Raw genomic sequence first — 20,445 nt, forward strand, 5'->3', positions numbered from 1 at the left:
GCAGATTTAGAAAAGCATGTACTTCCTATTCTATCATTTCCATTATGAAAAATGATTTATAGTGATGAACATGACATGGCTAAAGTTGCCCCTTTCCTATGACTTATATCTTATAGAATGTGATAAAATATGAGAGGATTTATCATGATTTAGATGTTATTTCACTTTAAAAAACTTAAAGATACACCATAAGCGTGATTGAACAAGAGAATCACATCACAAATTGAAAAGAGTAAGGAGGAAATCACAATGTTCCTCAAACGGTTGGATATTGTAGGATTCAAGTCCTTTGCTGAACGGGTAACAGTTGATTTTGTAAAAGGAGTTACCGCAGTAGTTGGACCAAATGGTAGTGGGAAAAGTAATATAACTGATGGGATTAGATGGGTATTAGGAGAACAGTCAGCGAAATCTCTTCGTGGAGCAAAAATGGAGGATATCATTTTTGCGGGAAGTGATTCTAGAAAAGGGTTAAATGTTGCTGAAGTTACATTAACCTTGGATAATGAAGATCATTTTCTCCCAATTGATTATCATGAAGTCAGTGTGACAAGACGTGTTTTTCGCTCGGGAGAAAGTGAATTTTTTATTAATAAGCAAAGCTGCCGCTTGAAAGATATTGTAGATTTGTTTATGGACTCTGGACTTGGTAAAGAAGCATTTTCCATTATAAGCCAGGGGAAGGTTGAAGAAATCCTCAGCAGCAAAGCTGAAGAACGTAGAAGTATATTTGAAGAAGCGGCCGGAGTGCTAAAATATAAGTCGCGAAAAAAGAAGGCTGAATATAAATTAGCGGAAACGCAAGAAAATCTAAATCGTGTCCAGGACATTTTATACGAGCTCGAAGGTCAGGTTGAACCTTTAAAAATTCAAGCATCGATTGCAAAGGATTATTTGCAGAAAAAAGAAGAGCTCGAACAAATTGAAGTAGCCGTGACAGTATATGAAATTGAGGAGCTTCATCATAAATACGAAGCATTGGCAAAATCAGTTGCCGAAGGAAAAGATCGCGAATTGAAACTTTCTGCTACAATCCAAAAGAAAGAAGCAGAAGTGGAGAAGATGAGGGATTATCTTGCCGCATTAGATGAGTCCATAAATGATTTGCAGCAGGTACTTCTATTAGCGAGTGAGGAATTGGAAAAGCTCGAGGGAAGAAAAGAAGTTCTTAAAGAACGGAAGAAAAATGCCCATCAAAATAAGGCGCAGTTAGAGAAATTGATCGAAGAGCTAAATGATCGATTATCACAGTTAAATAGAGAAAAACAAGAACAAGAAGCGTTTTTATTAACCTATAAAAATGAGCTGCAAGCAATTCAAGATCAATTGACTGAGAAGCAGCAGCAAATGACAACCTATGATCAAAATATCGAGGAGCTAATTGAGAGCTTAAAAAGTGAATATTTTGAACTGCTAAATGAACAGGCTGCGGCTCGAAATGAAATTCATTATATTGATGAACAGCTTAGCCAGCAAGAACGGAAAAATACGAGACTGCAAGATTCTAATAAAAGGTATATTACGGAGAGACAGGAAATTTTTGAAAGAAAGACAAAAATTGAAGCAAAATACTCACTTGTTGAGAGTCAGTTATCTGATCAAATAAAAAGTTATCGCGATGCACAAGCGAAATTAGAAAATTTAAAAAATGCTTATCAAAAGAAAGAATCTGCTTTATATCAAGCTTATCAGATTCTTCAGCAAACCCGTTCAAGAAAGGAAGTCCTCGAATCAATGCAGGAGGACTATGCAGGATTTTTTCAAGGTGTTAAGGAGATATTAAAAGCAAAGGAACAGCTTGGAGGCATTTATGGGGCGGTTGCTGAGTTGATTTCCACAGATAAAAACTACGAAACGGCGATTGAAATTGCGTTAAGCAGTTCAATGCAGCATGTCGTTGTTAAGGATGAAGCCGCAGCCAGGAAAGCGATCCAATATTTAAAGGAACATTCTTTTGGTCGTGCAACATTTCTGCCGTTATCTGTTATAAAACCACGTTCAATCGTACCGCATGATCTTAGAATGATTGAAACCCATCAAGCATTCGTTGGCATTGCAACTGATCTAGTAAACTATCAACCACAGTTTAAAGCAATTATTGGAAATCTGCTTGGAACAGTAATTGTAACCATTGATCTCAAGGGTGCAAATGAAATTGCAAAGCTAATGAATTATCGCTATCGACTCGTTACCCTTCAAGGAGATGTTGTGAATCCAGGGGGATCAATGACAGGTGGAGCAGTTAAGCAAAAAAATAATTCTTTATTAAGCCGCGGGAGAGAATTAGAAACGATTCAAGAGAAATTAGTGGAAATGGAAGAAAGAACAGCCCAGCTTGAACAAGATGTTAAGGGGACAAAGCAAACCATTCAAAATAATGAAGCTCTTCTTGAAGAGTTGCGGGCAAAAGGGGAAAAACTCCGTCTTGAAGAGCAAATGATTAGAAGCGAAATAAGAGAGATTGAAATCAATGAAAAGAATGTTAACGATCATTTGAAATTATATGATGCTGAGCGAGAATCGTTTGAATCTGAAAAGGAACGATTTACAGCAAGGAAAAAAGAGCTTGGTCAAAGCTTAGAAAAAATGGGATCAGCGCTGGAAAAGCTGGAGAAAGAAATTGAGGAGCTATCAGCCAAAAAAGTATCTCAGCAAACATCAAAGGATGAGCTCCAAAGTGAATTAACAGAATTAAAGGTCATCTTTGCTAGTAAGAAGCAGATATACGAAAACCAAAAGGAAAAGGTTGCACGAATAAACCAAGACCTTGAGGAATCACTACAAAAATTTGAAGAAGCAAAAGAGGATTATTCCTTCCTTTCAAATGAGATGAATTCAAGCTCATCTGGTGAGGAAAAGCTAGAAGAAGCTGCTAAGAAAAAGCTGCAGGATAAAAATAAAACAATTGAGCTAATTTCTTCAAGACGTGATGAACGTGTCCAGTTACAAGAAAAGCTTGAGGATGAGGAGCGGGAATTAAAAGAGCTAAAACGTCAGGATAAGCAACTTCAGGACAGTTTAAAGGATGAAGAGGTCAAGTTGAATCGTTTAGATGTTGAATTAGATAATCGTCTCAACCATCTGCGTGAGGAATATTTATTAACCTTTGAAGCTGCTAAAGAGAAATATACGTTAGAGGCCGAAATTGAGGAAGCAAGAAAACGAGTAAAACTAATCAAGCTTGCAATCGATGAGCTGGGAACGGTAAACTTAGGGGCGATTGAAGAATTTGAACGGGTAAATGAACGCTTCACCTTCCTATCTGAGCAACGAAATGATTTGACAGAAGCAAAAGACACTCTCTACCAGGTTATCGATGAAATGGATGAAGAAATGAAGAGAAGGTTTGAGCAAACCTTTAATGCCATTCGTTCCCATTTTGAATCAGTCTTTCAGGCGCTCTTTGGCGGCGGACGAGCTGAATTAAAACTAACAGACCCTAATGATTTGTTAAACACTGGTGTTGAGATTGTTGCACAGCCTCCAGGTAAAAAGCTTCAAAACCTCGGTCTCCTTTCAGGAGGGGAACGAGCACTCACAGCGATTGCGCTATTATTTTCAATTCTGAAGGTGAGACCAGTGCCTTTTTGTGTTCTTGATGAAGTTGAAGCAGCACTTGATGAAGCAAATGTTCATCGCTTTGCCCAGTATTTGAAAAAATTTAGCCAAGAAACACAATTTATTGTGATCACACATCGTAAAGGAACAATGGAGGAAGCTGATGTCCTGTATGGAGTTACGATGCAGGAATCAGGTGTTTCTAAGCTTGTATCTGTAAGACTTGAAGAAACCAAAGAATTAGTACAATCCTAGCTGAAAGGACGAACAAACATGAGTTTTTTTAAAAAACTTAAAGAAAAGATTACAAAGCAAACAGATTCTGTAACTGAAAAATTTAAAGAAGGCTTAACGAAAACAAGAGATTCATTTGCTGGAAAGATGAATGATCTTGTTGCAAAGTATCGTAAAGTTGATGAAGAATTTTTTGAGGAGCTTGAAGAGCTTTTAATTAGTGCAGATGTTGGTGTAATGACGGTTATGGATCTCATTGATGAGTTGAAGATGGAAGTAAAACGACGCAATATCCATGATACGAAAGAAGTTCAAGCAGTTATTTCGGAAAAACTCGTTGAGATTTATCAAGGGGATCAAGTTGAAGAAAACAACAAACTTAATCTTGAGCCAGGTCGATTAAATGTCGTGCTATTTGTTGGAGTCAACGGAGTAGGAAAGACGACAACAATTGGAAAATTAGCACACAAGCTTAAAAGTGAAGGAAACTCAGTATTGTTAGCTGCTGGAGATACATTTAGAGCAGGAGCGATTGAGCAGCTGGAAGTATGGGGAGAACGTGTTGGTGTTGATGTAATCAAGCAATCTGAAGGCTCAGATCCGGCAGCTGTTATGTATGATGCTGTACAGGCTGCAAAGGCACGAAAAGTAGATGTACTTTTATGTGATACAGCAGGAAGACTTCAAAACAAAGTTAATCTCATGAAGGAGCTTGAAAAAGTAAAGCGTGTTATCGAAAAAGAAATACCCGGCGCCCCACATGAGGTTTTGCTTGTACTAGATGCTACAACTGGTCAAAATGCTATGACACAAGCGAAGCAATTTTCCCAAGCAACAGATGTATCGGGAATTGTATTAACAAAATTAGATGGCACTGCAAAAGGCGGAATTGTTTTAGCAATTAAAGGCGAACTGGACATTCCTGTTAAACTAGTTGGTCTTGGTGAAAAGATGGACGACCTTCAGGAATTTAATACAGAACAATATGTATATGGTCTTTTCTCTGGCATTATTGAAGCACAAGAGGAAGAGAATTAATCAAAAAGAGCTAACTTTTCATTAGATATGGAAAGTTAGCTCTTTTGCTATATCTATTTTATCTTATAATGGACGATTTCTTTGTTGTTTATTTTTTGTCAGTTGTTTCCAAAGAATCACTGCAATGAGAACAAGCATGATAAATTGAACATTTTCTCATTCCTTTGTCCCCCAGGGTTATTTAAAATCTCTCATCTATATCCATTATACATATGAAATATTTCCCTTAAGCAACGAATATAACTTGACAAGCAAATCTGACATCTGTAGACTAATAACATGTAAAGGTAATTCACTTAACAAAGGGGTGAAACGGCATGATGCTTGAAAAAACGACAAGGCTAAATTACCTGTTTGATTTCTATCAAACATTGCTAACGCCTAAACAAAAGAGCTATATGTCGTTGTACTATTTAGATGATTTCTCCCTTGGTGAAATTGCGGAAGAATATAATGTTAGCAGACAAGCAGTATACGATAACATTAAACGTACTGAAGCAATGCTGGAGCAATACGAAGAAAAGCTATTATTATTTCAAAAATTTCAAAAGCGGCAAGAGCTATTGACCAAGCTTCGAGAGTATATGGTTTTTACAAATCAAAACTCTGAAATCGAGTCATTGCTAAGTGAACTTGAGAAATTAGATTAGGAGGCGGCATTATGGCATTTGAAGGATTAGCCGACCGACTGCAAAATACGATGGCAAAAATTCGCGGTAAAGGGAAGGTATCAGAGGCTGATGTAAAAGAAATGATGCGGGAGGTTCGCCTTGCACTTTTGGAAGCCGATGTTAACTTTAAAGTCGTAAAAGACTTTATTAAGCGTGTAAGTGAACGTGCTGTTGGTCAAGAGGTTATGAAAAGCTTAACCCCAGGCCAACAGGTCATTAAAGTTGTTAAAGAGGAACTAACTGAGTTAATGGGTGGAGAGCAAAGTAAAATTGCTGTTTCCAATCGCCCGCCAACAGTCATTATGATGGTTGGTTTACAAGGTGCTGGTAAAACTACGACAACGGGAAAGCTTGCCAACCTATTACGAAAGAAATTTAATCGTAAGCCATTGCTTGTTGCAGCTGACATTTATCGTCCTGCTGCAATCAAACAATTGCAGACATTAGGCAAGCAGCTTGATATGCCTGTTTTTTCATTAGGGGATCAAGTTAGTCCAGTTGAAATTGCAACAAAGGCACTTGAACATGCGAAAGAGGAGCATCATGATTATGTCATTATTGATACAGCAGGACGGCTTCATATTGATGAAAATTTAATGGAAGAGCTAGAGCAGGTGAAAGCCATTGCCAAGCCTGATGAAATATTCCTTGTAGTCGATGCGATGACAGGTCAGGATGCAGTAAATGTTGCACAGAGCTTTAATGAACAACTCGGATTAACTGGTGTTGTTCTGACCAAGCTTGATGGTGACACTCGCGGTGGTGCAGCCTTATCGATACGTTCTGTTACAGATACACCGATAAAGTTTGTCGGTCTCGGCGAAAAGCTTGACGCATTAGAAGCATTCCATCCAGAACGAATGGCATCAAGAATTCTTGGTATGGGTGATGTATTAACATTAATTGAAAAAGCTCAAACAAATGTTGATGCTGAAAAGGCGAAAGAGCTAGAGCAGAAAATGCGGACAATGTCCTTTACATTTGATGATTTTCTAGAGCAGCTTGGCCAAGTACGAAACATGGGTCCTCTCGAAGATCTTATTGGCATGCTTCCAGGAGCCAATAAAATGAAGGGACTTAAAAATCTTCAAGTTGATGAAAAGCAAATCAGCCATGTTGAAGCGATCATCAAGTCAATGACTGCACAGGAAAAAATTAATCCTGAAATTATGAATGCTTCACGTAAAAAGCGAATTGCAAAGGGCAGCGGTACATCTGTTCAGGAAGTAAACCGTCTTTTAAAGCAATTTGATGATATGAAAAAAATGATGAAGCAAATGACCAGCATGTCAAAAAGCAAGAAAAAAGGCTTTAAATTCCCGTTTATGTAAATTTAAAGCGGAAGCGCCTCGATCAGCACCGACAATCATAAGACGATTAGGAATAGAAGGTGTACTTTACCTTCAATTCCTAATTGGCTTATGACTCGAGGTGCTAGGCACTGAAGCTAGCAACCAAAACTTAGTAAAAAGCCACTTTTTCTAAAGGAATTTTCTTCTGACAAGAAAAAAACCTTTACATCACTTCACTTATTTGATAATATACTATCTTGTTGAAACATTTTCGGAGGTGCTTTATAAAATGGCAGTAAAAATTCGTTTAAAACGTATGGGAGCAAAAAAATCTCCTTTTTATCGTATTGTAGTAGCAGATTCTCGTTCACCACGTGATGGACGTTATATCGAGGTAGTTGGAACATACAATCCAGTTGCACAACCAGCAGAGGTTAAAATCAACGAAGAATTAGCGTTGAAATGGATGCAAAATGGTGCGAAACCTTCTGATACAGTACGTAACTTGTTCTCTAAACAAGGCATTATGGAAAAATTCCATAACGCAAAATATAGCAAGTAATGTCTGTGAATGAGATGAAAGAGTTAATCGAAGCAATTGTTAAGCCACTTGTTGACTCACCAGAATATGTTGAAATAACAGAACTGGAAACAGAGAACCAAATTACGTATCGCCTTTCTGTTCATAAAGAGGACATTGGCAAGGTAATCGGAAAACAAGGCCGTATAGCAAAAGCAATTCGAACTGTTGTATATGCAGCGGGATCTAATTCATCTAAAAGAATTCAACTTGAAATCAATGACTAAAAAAAGGGTGAGGAAGGATCCTCCCCTTTTTTTGTACCAATAGAATGGCTTCTCTGAAATAATCGCTTCCGCTTTTTTTGTATAGAAGCTTTAATAGGGGAGGAAGAATAATGAATATACTCCACCGCGTAATCGTGAAACAAATATTAACCGAAACTAGCAAAAAATCATTGATCGAGCAGTTTAACAACAAGAAACAACTACTAGAGCAAGAATGTGATCAATTATACTTTGAATATAAAAAGGTTGAGAGAACGAGTAAGCAGCTTGCAAGTCAATTTTTAAAAGAGATTGATAAAAGGCGGGAGAAAATTAAACTGGTTGAATTTCAGCTTCAACAAGCGAATACGTTGCCAATCGGCAGCGAGCTAAAAGAAAAGGAAGTTGAAGCGATCATTGAAGTAAATATTGGTGATAATTGGAATGAATTAATGAAGGAAAAAACGATTGTCATCAAAGATGGGATTGTAGATCAAATACGCCTGAGGTGATAATGATGTCCGAAAAATGGTTTAATGTTGGAAAAATCGTTAACACGCATGGAATTAGAGGGGAAGTTCGCGTGATTTCGAAAACAGATTTTGCTGAGGAAAGATATGAGCCTGGCAACAAATTATACATATTCAAGGAAGGCTCTAATGACCCAATTGAGGTAGTTGTCGAAAGCCATCGTGTACATAAAAATTTCGACTTGCTTACCTTTGAAGGAATGAATTCTATTCAGGATGTTGAACATTTTAAAGGTTCATTATTGAAGATAAATGAAGAGCAATTAACAGACCTGGATGAAGGTGAATTTTATTTTCATGAAATTATAGGGTGTAAAGTTTACTCCGATGAAGGAGAAGAAATCGGCACGATTCGTGAGATCTTAGCAACTGGGGCAAATGATGTCTGGGTGATAAAAAGAAAGGCAGGTAAAGATCTTCTTATTCCCTACATCGAAGAGATTGTTAAGGACGTTGATGTAGAAGTTAAAAAAGTGATCATTACACCAATGGAAGGATTACTAGACTAATGAAAATTGATTTTATGACACTATTTCCAGAGATGTTTCATGGTGTATTAAATGAATCGATTTTAAAAAAAGCACAAGAAAAAAACGCTGTGCAATTTCGCGTCATTAACTTTCGCGATTACTCCTCAAATAAACATCATACTGTGGATGATTATCCATATGGCGGTGGAGCAGGAATGGTATTGAAGCCCCAGCCTATTTTCGATGCTGTAGAAGCGATCAGAAAGGAGACAGACTCTACACCTAAAGTGATCCTTGTGTGCCCGCAAGGTGAACGTTTTACACAGGCAAAAGCCGAACAATTAGCTACAGAGGAGCATCTGTTGTTTATTTGTGGTCATTATGAAGGCTATGATGAACGAATAAGAGAGCATCTTGTCACAGATGAGATCTCGATTGGAGACTTTGTCTTAACAGGCGGAGAGCTAGCCTCAATGGTCATTGCAGATAGCGTTGTTCGCCTGCTACCAGGTGTACTTGGAAATGAGGACTCTCCTGTATTGGATTCATATAGCTCTGGCCTACTGGAGCATCCACACTATACAAGACCCGCCGATTTTCGCGGCATGAAGGTTCCCGATGTCCTCTTATCAGGAAATCATAAGCTTATCAAGGAATGGCGTGAGAAGGAGTCGCTGCGCAGAACCTTTGAACGAAGACCGGACCTATTAGAATCATATCCTTTAACAGAAGAACAAAAATCGTTCATAAAACAATGGAAAAACGAGAACTAGCTATTGCAGGCAATGCGTCTATATGGTATGATAAATCTCGTGGCTTCCTGTCAAATAAAAATTTATTATATAAATTTTTCGCTGCAGAAGTCTTTTAAAACGATGTTCCGCTGCAATTAGAAGATTGGTAAGAGCATCTGTTGGAAGGAGTTGAATACGATGCAAAAACTAATTGAAGAAATCACAAAAGAACAATTAAAAACTGATCTGCCTGCATTCCGTCCTGGTGATACAGTACGCGTACACGTTAAAGTTGTTGAGGGTACTCGTGAGCGTATCCAGGTGTTTGAAGGTGTTGTGATTAAGCGTCGTGGTGGTGGAATTAGTGAAACATTTACAGTTCGTAAGATCTCTTACGGTGTAGGTGTTGAGCGTACTTTCCCTGTACACACACCAAAGATCGCGAAATTAGAAGTTATCCGTCGCGGTAAAGTTCGCCGTGCTAAACTTTACTACCTACGTCAATTACGTGGTAAAGCTGCACGTATCAAAGAAATTCGATAAGATTGCTTAGCTTTTGCTAGGTCTCAATATATGGGTCGCAGCTTGCTTATGCTGTCCGTATAGTTGATAAGGAGCTTGTTCATGAACAAGCTCCTTTTTCATCTAAATCCGGAAAGCTGTTAAAAAGAAACTAGGTGCCCAAAAATGCTTTATATATTGTTCTTATAAGAAATCCTAAGGTTGTCATGCCTTTTTATAGGGTATAGTAATAAGTAGACTGTGGTCATAATGATTACTAGAGTAGGTGAAAGTATGACAAAAAAGAAAAATGAACTGCTCGAATGGATTAAAGCGTTAGCAATTGCCGTCATCTTAGCGGCTGTCATAAGGTATTTCTTTTTTGCTCCAATTATAGTTGATGGGCACTCAATGATGCCTACCTTACATACACAAGACAGAATGATTGTGAATAAATTCTCATATAAAATTGGTGAACCTGATCGCTTTGATATTGTTGTTTTTCATGCTACTGTTGATAAAGATTATATTAAGAGAGTAATCGGCTTACCAGGAGATCATGTTGAGTATAAAAATGATACACTTTATATTAATGGCAAAAAGTATGAAGAACCTTATCTTGAAGAATATAAAAATCAACTAGTAGACGGACCATTAACTGAGCCCTTTGATCTTGAAAGCATCATTGGACAAGAAACGGTGCCGGAGGGTCATATTTTTGTTATGGGTGATAATAGAAGGCAAAGTAAAGATAGCCGGCATATTGGAACCATTCCAATAGAAGAAGTAATGGGTAAAGCAAGCTTGGTTTATTGGCCAATCTCAAGCTTTAGATTTGAGTAATGAAAAGAAGGTGTTTTTTATGACAATTCAATGGTTTCCTGGACATATGGCGAAAGCAAGAAGACAGGTAACAGAAAAGCTTAAATTAATTGATATTGTCTTCGAGCTTGTTGATGCAAGAATTCCCATGTCTTCGCGGAATCCAATGATCGATGAAATTGTATCATCAAAGCCCCGTATTGTTTTATTAAACAAAGCTGATAAAGCTGATGAATCTGTAACGAGGCAATGGCTTGAATATTTTAAAGAAAAGGGAATTTCTGCTCTTGCCATTGATGCACAAACAGGGACAGGGTTAAAACAAATAACTCAATTATCAAAAGAATTATTAAAAGAGAAATTTGATAAAATGGCTGCAAAGGGAATCAAGCCTCGTGCAATACGTGCGCTGATCATCGGGATTCCAAATGTGGGAAAATCAACCTTAATCAATCGGCTTGCAAAGAAAAATATTGCTAAAACTGGTGACAGACCAGGTGTAACGACTGCTCAGCAATGGGTTAAGGTCGGAAATGAGCTAGAGCTATTGGACACGCCAGGTATACTTTGGCCAAAGTTTGAAGATCAGCTAGTCGGTTTAAAACTAGCAACAACTGGTGCTATTAAAGATGCCATTCTGAATTTGCAAGAGGTTACGGTATTTGCATTAAATTTTTTAAAGGAACATTACCCGCACAGACTTAAGGAGCGTTTTGATCTTGAAGAGCTGCCTGATGAGGTTGTTCCGCTTTTTGATGTCATTGGTAAAAAAAGAGGTTGCATCATGCCAGGTGGTTATATTGATTACGATAAAACCTCTGAGCTTGTTTTAAGAGAAATACGAGCTGATAAATTAGGAAGACTCTCCTTCGAAACGCCGAAACAATTTACCGAAATCAATAGCTAGACCAACGGCTCGCAGCATTGCGAGTCTTTATTTAAAAGGGAAGAAAATTTTGTACATAGTTTTAGTGTCTAGCTCCAGCGCCTAGCCCCGAAGCACAGGACGTGCAAGTGCAGTCAAGAGATAAGGACTTCGCGTTTTTGACTGCCTCTAGGGTCTAGCCACTCATGAATAGAAGGCAAAGAACGCCTTCTATTCATGAGTGGCTTATTTGCCCTAGGCTGATCAAGGCGCTTGTGCTTTTCTTATTATTTGGCTTTTTCGTAAACCTACTGACTGCGGTAAATAATTCCTTCTTTGTAGCGAAAAAAAGAGATATAATAGTAAAGGAGTAAGTGTGAGGAGATTAATAGAAATGAACTTAACCATTAAGGAAATACAAGATAGAATAACGAGGATTACTAATGAAAACGATCCTTTTTTAGAGCAATGTAAAGATGATTCAAGAAAAGGTGTTCAACAGCTTGTTCAAAAATGGTGGAAACATTATGAACAGGAAAAAGCTTTGCAAGAGCAGTTTTATGGCATGCTTAGCTATGAAAGAAAAGCGCATGCCCAAGGTTTTCACCTAATTGCAGGTGTTGATGAGGTTGGAAGAGGACCGTTGGCAGGACCTGTTGTGGCAGCGGCAGTCATTTTAAAAGAAGAGTGTTACATACCAGGGTTAACAGATTCAAAGAAATTAACAGCGGCAATGAGAGAGAAGTATTTCGATTTAATTAAAACAAATGCAAAAGCTATTGGGATTGGCATCGTTCAAGCAGAAGTCATCGACGAAATAAATATTTATGAAGCGACAAAACTTGCCATGAAGCAAGCGATTAAAAAATTGGAGATAGAGCCTGATTATTTATTACTTGATGCGATGAAGCTCGAATTACCGATTTCTCAAGAGTCAATCATCAAGGGTGACGCCAAAAGCGTATCAATTGCTGCAAGCTCTGTTATTGCAAAGGTGACGAGGGACCGGTTCATGCAGGATTTAGCCAAGCGTTTCCCCGAATATGGTTTTGAACAGCATATGGGATATGGTACTAGATACCATTTGGATGCATTGCAAAGACATGGAGTGACAGAATATCATCGTAAAAGCTATGCACCTGTAAAGGATCGATTATAATCTTTTAAAAAAGAAGAGTTGTTGTTAGAAGCTTTAAAATGCTTATCATTAGTGAAATTATGTTAAAGGTAAAATAGTAGTCCAATTATTCTAAACGCTTCATAAAAGCCTCTGTAAGCTGTTACAGAGGCTTTTAGCTGTACTGTACTAGTTTATGCTGTACTAGATAAGTTTTAATATCTTAAATCAATCTATTTTAATAAAATAAAAATTAATTTTCTTGGAGAGCATACTATTTTGTGTCGAATGGTAGACAAGCTGAAAACTATTATATAAAATGAAAGCGCAGTATATTTTTTATTATTGTAAATTGGTTAGGAGGATGGCAAATGAATATCCATGAGTACCAAGGGAAAGAACTCCTACGTAAATACGGAGTTTCTGTACCGAACGGACGAGTGGCTTTTTCTGTAGATGAAGCAGTTGAAGCTGCAAAAGAACTTGGAACAGATGTAGTAGTGGTAAAAGCTCAAATCCATGCAGGTGGACGCGGTAAAGCCGGCGGAGTAAAAGTTGCTAAAAACCTGGAAGAGGCTCGTACATATGCTGAAGAAATTCTTGGTAAGACATTAGTAACACACCAAACTGGCCCTGAAGGCAAGGAAGTTAAGCGCCTGCTTATTGAAGAAGGGTGCGATATTAAGAAGGAATATTACATCGGCCTTGTTTTAGACCGTGCTACATCACGCGTTGTTCTAATGGCATCTGAAGAAGGCGGAACAGAAATTGAAGAAGTAGCAGAGAAAACTCCTGAAAAAATCTTTAAAGAAGTCATTGATCCCGCAGTAGGATTACAAGGCTATCAAGCTAGAAGAATTGCATTTAACATTAATATTCCAAAAGAACTTGTTGGACAAGCTGTTAAATTTATGATGGGCTTGTATAAAGTTTTTGTAGAAAAGGATTGTTCAATTGCAGAGATTAATCCATTAGTTGTAACAGGTGATGGAAAAGTTATGGCACTTGATGCAAAATTGAATTTTGATTCAAATGCATTATATCGCCATAAAGATATTGTCGGATATCGCGATCTTGAAGAAGAAGATCCAAAAGAAATTGAGGCTTCTAAGTACGATTTAAGTTATATTTCTTTAGACGGTAACATTGGCTGTATGGTAAATGGTGCTGGTCTTGCGATGTCTACAATGGACATTATTAAATACTACGGCGGTGAACCTGCAAACTTCCTTGATGTTGGGGGCGGTGCAACTGCAGAGAAAGTAACAGAAGCGTTCAAAATTATTCTTTCCGATCAAAATGTTAAAGGAATTTTCGTTAACATCTTCGGTGGAATCATGAAATGTGACGTTATTGCAGAAGGTGTTGTAGAGGCAACAAAACAAGTAGGTTTAGAGATCCCGCTTGTCGTGCGTCTTGAAGGAACAAATGTTGATTTAGGAAAGAAAATTTTAAATGAGTCTGGCTTAAATATTACTTCTGCAGAGTCTATGGCTGACGGCGCACAAAAAATCGTTTCATTAGTAGGGTAAGAAAGGCAGGGGACAAACATGAGTGTATTTATTAATAAAGATACTAAAGTAATCGTTCAAGGAATCACTGGGTCAACAGCCCTTTTCCATACGAAACAAATGCTTGAATATGGTACAAAGATTGTTGGTGGTGTCACTCCGGGAAAAGGCGGAACTGAAGTAGAGGGTGTACCAGTTTTCAATACAGTTCAAGAAGCAGTTAAAGCTACAGGTGCAAACGCTTCAGTTATTTATGTACCTGCTCCTTTCGCTGCAGATGCAATTATGGAAGGCGTAGACGCTGAATTAGACTTGGTAATTTGTATCACTGAGCATATTCCGGTAATGGATATGGTTAATGTTAAGCGTTATATGGAAGGCAAGAAAACTCGTCTAGTTGGCCCTAACTGCCCGGGTGTTATCACACCTGAGGAATGCAAGATCGGTATTATGCCTGGTTACATTCATAAAAAAGGCCATGTAGGTGTTGTTTCCCGTTCAGGAACACTTACATATGAAGCTGTTCATCAATTATCACAAGCTGGCATTGGTCAATCAACTGCGGTTGGGATTGGCGGTGACCCGGTAAATGGAACAAACTTTATCGATGTGCTTAAAGCCTTCAATGAAGATGAAGATACGTATGCAGTGATCATGATCGGTGAAATCGGCGGAACTGCTGAAGAAGAAGCAGCTGAATGGGTAAAAGCAAATATGACGAAACCGGTAGTTGGCTTTATCGGCGGTCAAACAGCACCTCCTGGAAAACGTATGGGACATGCTGGAGCGATTATTTCAGGTGGTAAAGGTACGGCTGAAGAAAAAATTAAAACAATGAACGCTTGCGGCATTAAGGTTGCTGAAACACCTTCTGTAATGGGAGAAACACTTATTTCCGTGCTTAAAGAGCAAGGGTTATATGAAAAATGCAAAACACATTAATCAGATTCTTCTGAAAGGGAAGGGACAGGTGTTCACCTGTTCCTTTTCCTTATGCTTTTAAATGAATTGCTATATTAATAGTAGGTAAATAAAGGTAAAATAGGAGGCCATATGGATACTGTTACAAAAACACTCTTTACATTATCACATTGTAAAGGAATCAGTCATCATCTTCTTCACAAGCTTTTAACGATTGATCCCACATTAACTAATTTTCACTTCCTTAAGGAAAACGAATGGGCGAGCTATTTTAATATTCCGAAAGAAAAAGCTCTCGCAATCAAAAAAGAGTTTGCTTCATTACAAGTTGACACCCTTTTGGAAACATATAAACAACAGCAAATTTGTTTTGTTTCCCTTTATGATAAAAACTACCCGCCGCTTCTTAAGGAAATTTCTGACCCTCCACCAATCCTATATTACAAGGGAGATATTCGTCTTACACAGCAACCGCATTTGATAAGTGTAGTCGGAACTAGGTATCCAACAAATTATGGTGAAACAGCGCTAGAGTACCTATTAAAACCGCTTATTATGGAAAATTGGATAATAGTAAGCGGAATGGCAAAAGGAATTGATACAATAGGGCATGAAACAGCTATAAAAAACGGTGGAAAAACGATCGCAGTTATTGCAGGTGGCTTATTTTATCTCTACCCTAAACAAAACATCCCATTAGCAAAAAAGCTCATGGAATCACATCTGATCCTCTCTGAACATCCTCCTGCTACCCCGCCTCAAAAGTGGCATTTTCCAATGAGAAACAGAATTATTAGCGGGTTGTCTTTAGGAACGATCATCATTCAAGCTAAGAAGCGAAGCGGGTCATTAATTACAGCTTACCAGGCATTGGAACAAAATCGCGAAGTATTTGCGGTCCCTGGATCCATATTTGATGAAAATAGCGCTGGAACAAATGAACTAATACAAAGCGGAGCAAAATTAGTTCATAATGCTTCAAATATAATGGAAGAATTTCCACTTTCGCTTGATTAAATTTTTGAAAAAAGTACAAAATTAAGATAATAAAGCGAGACTTATCGGATCATTACGGGTAGTTATCTCTAAGTTCTAAAATTTTTAAAAGCAAAGGACTTACTACCCGTTAAGATGGGATAAAGCGAGACTTCCAACAATGGGGTAATTTCATTGTTGGTTAGCGAGACTTATCGGATCATTACGGGTAGTTATCTCTAAGTTCTAAAATTTTTAAAAGCAAAGGACTTACTACCCGTTAAGATGGGATAAAGGGAGACTTCCAACAATGGGGTAATTTCATTGTTGGTTAGCGAGACTTATCGGATCATTACGGGTAGTTATCTCTAAGTTCTAAAATTTTTAAAAGCAAAGGACTTACTACCCGTTAAGATGGGATAAAGGGAGACTTCCAACAATGGGGTAATTTCATTGTTGGTTAGCGAGACTTATCGGATCATTACGGGTAGTTATCTCTAAGTTCTAAAATTTTTAAAAGCAAGGATTTGCTACCCGTAAAGATAGGGAAAATTGCGTAAGAATTTGTCATTTTAGTGAAAATATTCATGTTCATTCATATTAAATTAGTATATGATAAGGGTAATTTCTTTATTTGTGTTTGACAAATCGCATGGGAATATTTAATAATAGTGGAGATTTATATTGTGAAACAATCATCAAATAAGGATTTTAAATTTGTTCCTATAAATCTTATTTAAATCTATATTTTAAGCTTTTTGTTGATTTTGTTGCTATACTGAGCGAAATACATGAAGCTAAAATCAAACACATCATTTCAAAATGGAAAAAACATCCAAACTTTACGTAGGTAAATGAAGAGACATTTACATTCATGCAATCTTTCAAAAAATGAAAGATCAAATAAATAAGAAGTATTAAAGAGAGAATACCTCTTAAGGAGGACAATATGCATGTCAGACTATTTAGTCATTGTTGAATCACCTGCAAAGGCGAAAACAATTGAACGTTATTTAGGGAAAAAGTATAAAGTGAAAGCCTCAATGGGGCATGTTCGTGATTTACCTAAAAGCCAAATTGGAGTTGATATTGATCATAACTTTGAACCAAAGTACATTACGATAAGAGGCAAGGGTTCTGTTTTGAAGGAATTGAAAACAGCTGCCAAGAAGGCTAAAAAAGTTTTCCTTGCAGCCGACCCTGATCGTGAAGGGGAAGCGATTGCATGGCATCTGGCACACAGCCTTGATGTCGATATACATTCCGACTGCCGCGTTGTATTTAATGAAATTACCAAGGATGCAATCCAGGAGTCATTCAAGCATCCTCGTTCCATTAACATGGATCTCGTAGATGCGCAACAGGCCAGACGTGTTCTTGACAGACTTGTCGGCTATAAAATAAGTCCGATTCTCTGGAAAAAAGTAAAAAAAGGTCTTAGTGCCGGGAGGGTACAATCTGTAGCCGTTCGCTTAATCATTGATCGTGAAAATGAAATCAAAGATTTTGTTCCAGAGGAATATTGGTCTATTGAAGGGCAGTTCTTAAAAGGGCAAAAAGAATTTGAAGCAGCGTTTTTTGGGGTAAATGGAAAGAAAAAAGAGTTAAAATCAGAAGCTGATGTGAAAGAGATATTAAAAGAAATAAGCGGAAATAAATTTAATGTTGAAAAAGTAACAAAAAAAGAACGAAAACGTAATCCTGCTGTCCCATTTACAACCTCGACTTTACAACAGGAGGCTGCACGTAAATTAAACTTTCGCGCTAAGAAAACAATGATGATTGCTCAGCAGCTTTACGAAGGGATTGATTTGGGCAAGGAAGGAACTGTTGGTTTAATCACATATATGAGAACAGATTCGACAAGAATATCCGAAACTGCCCAAACAGAAGCTGCTCAATATATTAATGATAAATATGGTAAAGAGTTCCGTGGCACACAATCAAAATCTGCTAAGAAAAATACCAATGCGCAAGATGCACATGAGGCTATTCGCCCAACTTCTACATTACGAGAGCCAGCATCAATGAAAGAATTCTTGAGCAGGGACCAACTTAGACTTTATAAGCTGATTTGGGAACGGTTTGTTGCCAGCCAGATGGCTCCTGCTATTTTGGATACAATGAGTGTTGATTTAACGAATAATGGAGTACTGTTTAGAGCAAATGGCTCAAAAATAAAATTTCCAGGTTTCATGAAAGTGTATGTTGAAGGCAGTGACGATCAAACAGAAGAAAAAGATAGATTGCTGCCTGATTTAAAAGAAGGCGATGAAGTTTTTTCAAAAGATATTGAACCGGCTCAGCATTTTACACAACCGCCTCCGCGTTATACAGAGGCACGCTTAGTAAAAACATTAGAAGAGCTGGGAATTGGCCGCCCTTCTACCTATGCACCAACACTAGATACGATACAAAAACGAGGTTATGTGGCATTAGACAATAAACGATTTATACCAACAGAGCTAGGTGAAATTGTATTAGAGCTTATTAAGGAATTTTTCCCTGAAATCATTAACGTGGAATTTACCGCCAATATGGAAAACAGTCTTGATAAAGTGGAAGAAGGATCTATTGAATGGATTAACATCATTGATGATTTTTACAAAGATTTTTCCATAAGACTTGAGAAAGCGGAAAATGAAATGGAAAAAATCGAAATCAAGGATGAGCCTGCCGGAGTAGACTGTGAAGAATGCGGACATCCTATGGTTTATAAAATGGGCAGATACGGTAAATTTATGGCTTGTTCAAATTTTCCAGATTGCCGTAATACGAAACCTATTGTAAAAGAAATTGGGGTTAAATGCCCGAGTTGCGAAGATGGTATGATTGTTGAGCGAAAATCAAAAAAACGCAGAATTTTTTATGGCTGCAGCAATTATCCGGGATGTGAATTCCTCTCATGGGACAAACCAATTGCAAGAAGTTGTCCAAAATGTAACAATATGCTTGTAGAGAAAAAACTGAAAAAAGGCGTACAAGTACAATGTATGGAATGTGATTATAAAGAAGAACAACAAAAGTAGGTGAGCGTCTTAAGGCTCACCTCTTTTATGTGATTAGATGGAGGGTATTGCAATCATGAATCAAGATCAGGTAGTAAATGTAATAGGTGCAGGCTTAGCTGGAAGTGAAGCAGCATGGCAGCTGGCAAAAAGAGGTATTCAAGTTCGTCTGTTTGAAATGAGACCAGTAAAACAAACACCTGCACATCATACGGAGAAATTTGCAGAATTAGTTTGCAGTAACTCGTTAAGAGCCAATACATTAACAAATGCAGTAGGAGTCTTAAAGGAAGAAATGAGAATCCTAGATTCTGTTATTATTAAAGCAGCTGATGAGTGTGCAGTTCCCGCTGGCGGGGCTTTGGCAGTCGACCGTCATGAATTTGCCGGAAAGGTAACAGAACTTGTAAAAGGACATCCGAATGTTACTGTTATAAATGAAGAAGTTGGTGAAATCCCAAGCGGTCCAACCATCATTGCGACAGGCCCGCTTACATCAAAAAGTCTTTCAGAGCAATTAAAAACATTAACAGGTGAAGAATATTTATATTTCTATGATGCTGCAGCACCAATTATTGAAAAAGATAGTATTAATATGGAAAAGGTTTATTTAAAATCCCGCTATGACAAAGGGGAAGCGGCATATCTTAACTGCCCAATGACAGAGGAAGAATTTGATCGTTTTTATGAAGCTTTGATTTCAGCAGAAACCGTTCCATTAAAGGAGTTTGAAAAGGAGATCTTCTTCGAAGGCTGTATGCCGATTGAGGTAATGGCACAACGAGGCAGAAAAACAATGTTGTTTGGTCCATTAAAGCCTGTTGGTTTAGAAGATCCAAAAACAGGGAAAAGACCTTATGCAGTCGTGCAATTGCGACAGGATGATGCAGCAGGTACTTTATATAATATAGTAGGCTTTCAAACACATCTTAAATGGGGACCACAAAAAGAAGTTCTTTCATTAATCCCTGGCCTTGAAAATGCCGAAATTGTTCGATATGGTGTTATGCATCGTAATACCTTTATTAACTCACCTAGATTGCTAAAGGCAACCTACCAATACAAAGATCGTGAGGATTTATTCTTTGCAGGTCAAATGACTGGTGTTGAAGGATATGTAGAATCAGCTGCATCAGGCTTGGTTGCTGGAATAAATGCTGCACATCTTGTATTAGGAAAAGACTTAGTTGAATTTCCGAATGAAACGGCAATCGGCAGCATGGCAAAATATATTACAGCAGCTAATCCGGATAATTTTCAGCCAATGAATGCAAACTTCGGTATTTTCGCAGAATTACCTGAGCGGATTAAAAGTAAAAAAGAACGAAATGAAATGCATGCAAATAGGGCTCTGGAAACAATTCAAAAAATTTCGAAAAATCTATAGAAATCATTTGCAAGGGCTGCTAAAG

The 20,445-nt window shown here is 37.8% G+C and carries 18 protein-coding genes; all 18 read left to right on the top strand.

What is annotated here, in order from left to right:
* The first annotated feature begins 249 nt into the window (after window positions 1-249).
* The 18 genes from smc to trmFO all read left to right on the top strand — a co-directional run bounded on the left by smc (window position 250) and on the right by trmFO (window position 20,420).
* Window positions 250-3,813, top strand: a complete 3,564-nt coding sequence (gene smc, locus ACSVDH_RS11300; RefSeq protein ID WP_439249461.1) for a chromosome segregation protein SMC — start codon at window positions 250-252, stop codon at window positions 3,811-3,813.
* A gap of 18 nt (window positions 3,814-3,831) precedes the next feature.
* The gene (gene ftsY, locus ACSVDH_RS11305) at window positions 3,832-4,830 is read left to right on the top strand and encodes a signal recognition particle-docking protein FtsY (RefSeq protein ID WP_299087085.1); all 999 of its coding nucleotides are present in this window, start codon (window positions 3,832-3,834) and stop codon (window positions 4,828-4,830) included.
* A 317-nt stretch (window positions 4,831-5,147) separates the two neighbouring features.
* Complete coding sequence (locus tag ACSVDH_RS11310; protein WP_439249462.1) at window positions 5,148-5,480, top strand: putative DNA-binding protein; 333 nt, start codon at window positions 5,148-5,150, stop codon at window positions 5,478-5,480.
* A gap of 11 nt (window positions 5,481-5,491) precedes the next feature.
* Window positions 5,492-6,832, top strand: coding sequence for a signal recognition particle protein (gene ffh, locus ACSVDH_RS11315; protein ID WP_439249463.1), 1,341 nt, complete (start codon window positions 5,492-5,494; stop codon window positions 6,830-6,832).
* Between the two features lie 250 nt (window positions 6,833-7,082).
* Window positions 7,083-7,355: a 30S ribosomal protein S16 gene (gene rpsP / locus ACSVDH_RS11320; RefSeq protein ID WP_299087091.1), complete on the top strand. Its 273-nt coding sequence runs from the start codon at window positions 7,083-7,085 to the stop codon at window positions 7,353-7,355.
* A 14-nt stretch (window positions 7,356-7,369) separates the two neighbouring features.
* Window positions 7,370-7,600, top strand: coding sequence for a KH domain-containing protein (locus tag ACSVDH_RS11325; protein WP_439249797.1), 231 nt, complete (start codon window positions 7,370-7,372; stop codon window positions 7,598-7,600).
* Window positions 7,601-7,710: 110 nt separating this feature from the next.
* Window positions 7,711-8,091 (top strand): YlqD family protein, encoded by a 381-nt coding sequence (locus ACSVDH_RS11330; RefSeq protein WP_299087093.1) that lies wholly within the window; start codon window positions 7,711-7,713, stop codon window positions 8,089-8,091.
* A 5-nt stretch (window positions 8,092-8,096) separates the two neighbouring features.
* Window positions 8,097-8,618, top strand: coding sequence for a ribosome maturation factor RimM (rimM, locus tag ACSVDH_RS11335; RefSeq protein WP_299087095.1), 522 nt, complete (start codon window positions 8,097-8,099; stop codon window positions 8,616-8,618).
* A complete protein-coding gene (gene trmD / locus ACSVDH_RS11340; protein WP_299087097.1) occupies window positions 8,618-9,352 on the top strand; it encodes a tRNA (guanosine(37)-N1)-methyltransferase TrmD in 735 nt (244 codons plus the stop codon). The genes rimM and trmD overlap by 1 nt, the downstream gene beginning before the upstream one ends.
* Before the next feature lie 159 nt (window positions 9,353-9,511).
* Complete coding sequence (gene rplS, locus ACSVDH_RS11345; RefSeq protein WP_046514692.1) at window positions 9,512-9,856, top strand: 50S ribosomal protein L19; 345 nt, start codon at window positions 9,512-9,514, stop codon at window positions 9,854-9,856.
* A 252-nt stretch (window positions 9,857-10,108) separates the two neighbouring features.
* Window positions 10,109-10,657 carry a signal peptidase I gene (lepB, locus tag ACSVDH_RS11350; protein WP_299087101.1) on the top strand — a complete coding sequence of 183 codons (549 nt, stop codon included), beginning with the start codon at window positions 10,109-10,111 and terminating at the stop codon, window positions 10,655-10,657.
* Between the two features lie 19 nt (window positions 10,658-10,676).
* Window positions 10,677-11,543, top strand: a complete 867-nt coding sequence (gene ylqF / locus ACSVDH_RS11355) for a ribosome biogenesis GTPase YlqF (RefSeq protein WP_439249464.1) — start codon at window positions 10,677-10,679, stop codon at window positions 11,541-11,543.
* 352 nt (window positions 11,544-11,895) lie between these two features.
* Window positions 11,896-12,660: a ribonuclease HII gene (gene rnhB, locus ACSVDH_RS11360; RefSeq protein WP_439249465.1), complete on the top strand. Its 765-nt coding sequence runs from the start codon at window positions 11,896-11,898 to the stop codon at window positions 12,658-12,660.
* A gap of 329 nt (window positions 12,661-12,989) precedes the next feature.
* The gene (gene sucC, locus ACSVDH_RS11365; protein ID WP_439249466.1) at window positions 12,990-14,150 is read left to right on the top strand and encodes an ADP-forming succinate--CoA ligase subunit beta; all 1,161 of its coding nucleotides are present in this window, start codon (window positions 12,990-12,992) and stop codon (window positions 14,148-14,150) included.
* Window positions 14,151-14,168: 18 nt separating this feature from the next.
* Window positions 14,169-15,071 (top strand): succinate--CoA ligase subunit alpha, encoded by a 903-nt coding sequence (gene sucD / locus ACSVDH_RS11370; RefSeq protein WP_299087108.1) that lies wholly within the window; start codon window positions 14,169-14,171, stop codon window positions 15,069-15,071.
* 111 nt (window positions 15,072-15,182) lie between these two features.
* The gene (gene dprA, locus ACSVDH_RS11375) at window positions 15,183-16,067 is read left to right on the top strand and encodes a DNA-processing protein DprA (protein ID WP_439249467.1); all 885 of its coding nucleotides are present in this window, start codon (window positions 15,183-15,185) and stop codon (window positions 16,065-16,067) included.
* Window positions 16,068-16,978: 911 nt separating this feature from the next.
* A complete protein-coding gene (topA, locus tag ACSVDH_RS11380) occupies window positions 16,979-19,054 on the top strand; it encodes a type I DNA topoisomerase (RefSeq protein ID WP_299090054.1) in 2,076 nt (691 codons plus the stop codon).
* Between the two features lie 55 nt (window positions 19,055-19,109).
* Complete coding sequence (gene trmFO / locus ACSVDH_RS11385; RefSeq protein ID WP_439249468.1) at window positions 19,110-20,420, top strand: FADH(2)-oxidizing methylenetetrahydrofolate--tRNA-(uracil(54)-C(5))-methyltransferase TrmFO; 1,311 nt, start codon at window positions 19,110-19,112, stop codon at window positions 20,418-20,420.
* The last annotated feature ends 25 nt before the right edge of the window (window positions 20,421-20,445 follow it).

Source organism: Metabacillus sp. Hm71, assembly GCF_051842955.2.
Lineage (GTDB): Bacteria > Bacillota > Bacilli > Bacillales > Bacillaceae > Metabacillus.

What these genes read in the sequence shown, in the direction of transcription:
- smc (WP_439249461.1), top strand. Translation starts at nt 250, where the DNA reads ATGTTCCTCAAACGGTTGGATATTGTAGGATTCAAGTCCTTTGCTGAA.
- ftsY (WP_299087085.1), top strand. Translation starts at nt 3,832, where the DNA reads ATGAGTTTTTTTAAAAAACTTAAAGAAAAGATTACAAAGCAAACAGAT.
- ACSVDH_RS11310 (WP_439249462.1), top strand. Translation starts at nt 5,148, where the DNA reads ATGATGCTTGAAAAAACGACAAGGCTAAATTACCTGTTTGATTTCTAT.
- ffh (WP_439249463.1), top strand. Translation starts at nt 5,492, where the DNA reads ATGGCATTTGAAGGATTAGCCGACCGACTGCAAAATACGATGGCAAAA.
- rpsP (WP_299087091.1), top strand. Translation starts at nt 7,083, where the DNA reads ATGGCAGTAAAAATTCGTTTAAAACGTATGGGAGCAAAAAAATCTCCT.
- ACSVDH_RS11325 (WP_439249797.1), top strand. Translation starts at nt 7,370, where the DNA reads ATGAAAGAGTTAATCGAAGCAATTGTTAAGCCACTTGTTGACTCACCA.
- ACSVDH_RS11330 (WP_299087093.1), top strand. Translation starts at nt 7,711, where the DNA reads ATGAATATACTCCACCGCGTAATCGTGAAACAAATATTAACCGAAACT.
- rimM (WP_299087095.1), top strand. Translation starts at nt 8,097, where the DNA reads ATGTCCGAAAAATGGTTTAATGTTGGAAAAATCGTTAACACGCATGGA.
- trmD (WP_299087097.1), top strand. Translation starts at nt 8,618, where the DNA reads ATGAAAATTGATTTTATGACACTATTTCCAGAGATGTTTCATGGTGTA.
- rplS (WP_046514692.1), top strand. Translation starts at nt 9,512, where the DNA reads ATGCAAAAACTAATTGAAGAAATCACAAAAGAACAATTAAAAACTGAT.
- lepB (WP_299087101.1), top strand. Translation starts at nt 10,109, where the DNA reads ATGACAAAAAAGAAAAATGAACTGCTCGAATGGATTAAAGCGTTAGCA.
- ylqF (WP_439249464.1), top strand. Translation starts at nt 10,677, where the DNA reads ATGACAATTCAATGGTTTCCTGGACATATGGCGAAAGCAAGAAGACAG.
- rnhB (WP_439249465.1), top strand. Translation starts at nt 11,896, where the DNA reads ATGAACTTAACCATTAAGGAAATACAAGATAGAATAACGAGGATTACT.
- sucC (WP_439249466.1), top strand. Translation starts at nt 12,990, where the DNA reads ATGAATATCCATGAGTACCAAGGGAAAGAACTCCTACGTAAATACGGA.
- sucD (WP_299087108.1), top strand. Translation starts at nt 14,169, where the DNA reads ATGAGTGTATTTATTAATAAAGATACTAAAGTAATCGTTCAAGGAATC.
- dprA (WP_439249467.1), top strand. Translation starts at nt 15,183, where the DNA reads ATGGATACTGTTACAAAAACACTCTTTACATTATCACATTGTAAAGGA.
- topA (WP_299090054.1), top strand. Translation starts at nt 16,979, where the DNA reads ATGTCAGACTATTTAGTCATTGTTGAATCACCTGCAAAGGCGAAAACA.
- trmFO (WP_439249468.1), top strand. Translation starts at nt 19,110, where the DNA reads ATGAATCAAGATCAGGTAGTAAATGTAATAGGTGCAGGCTTAGCTGGA.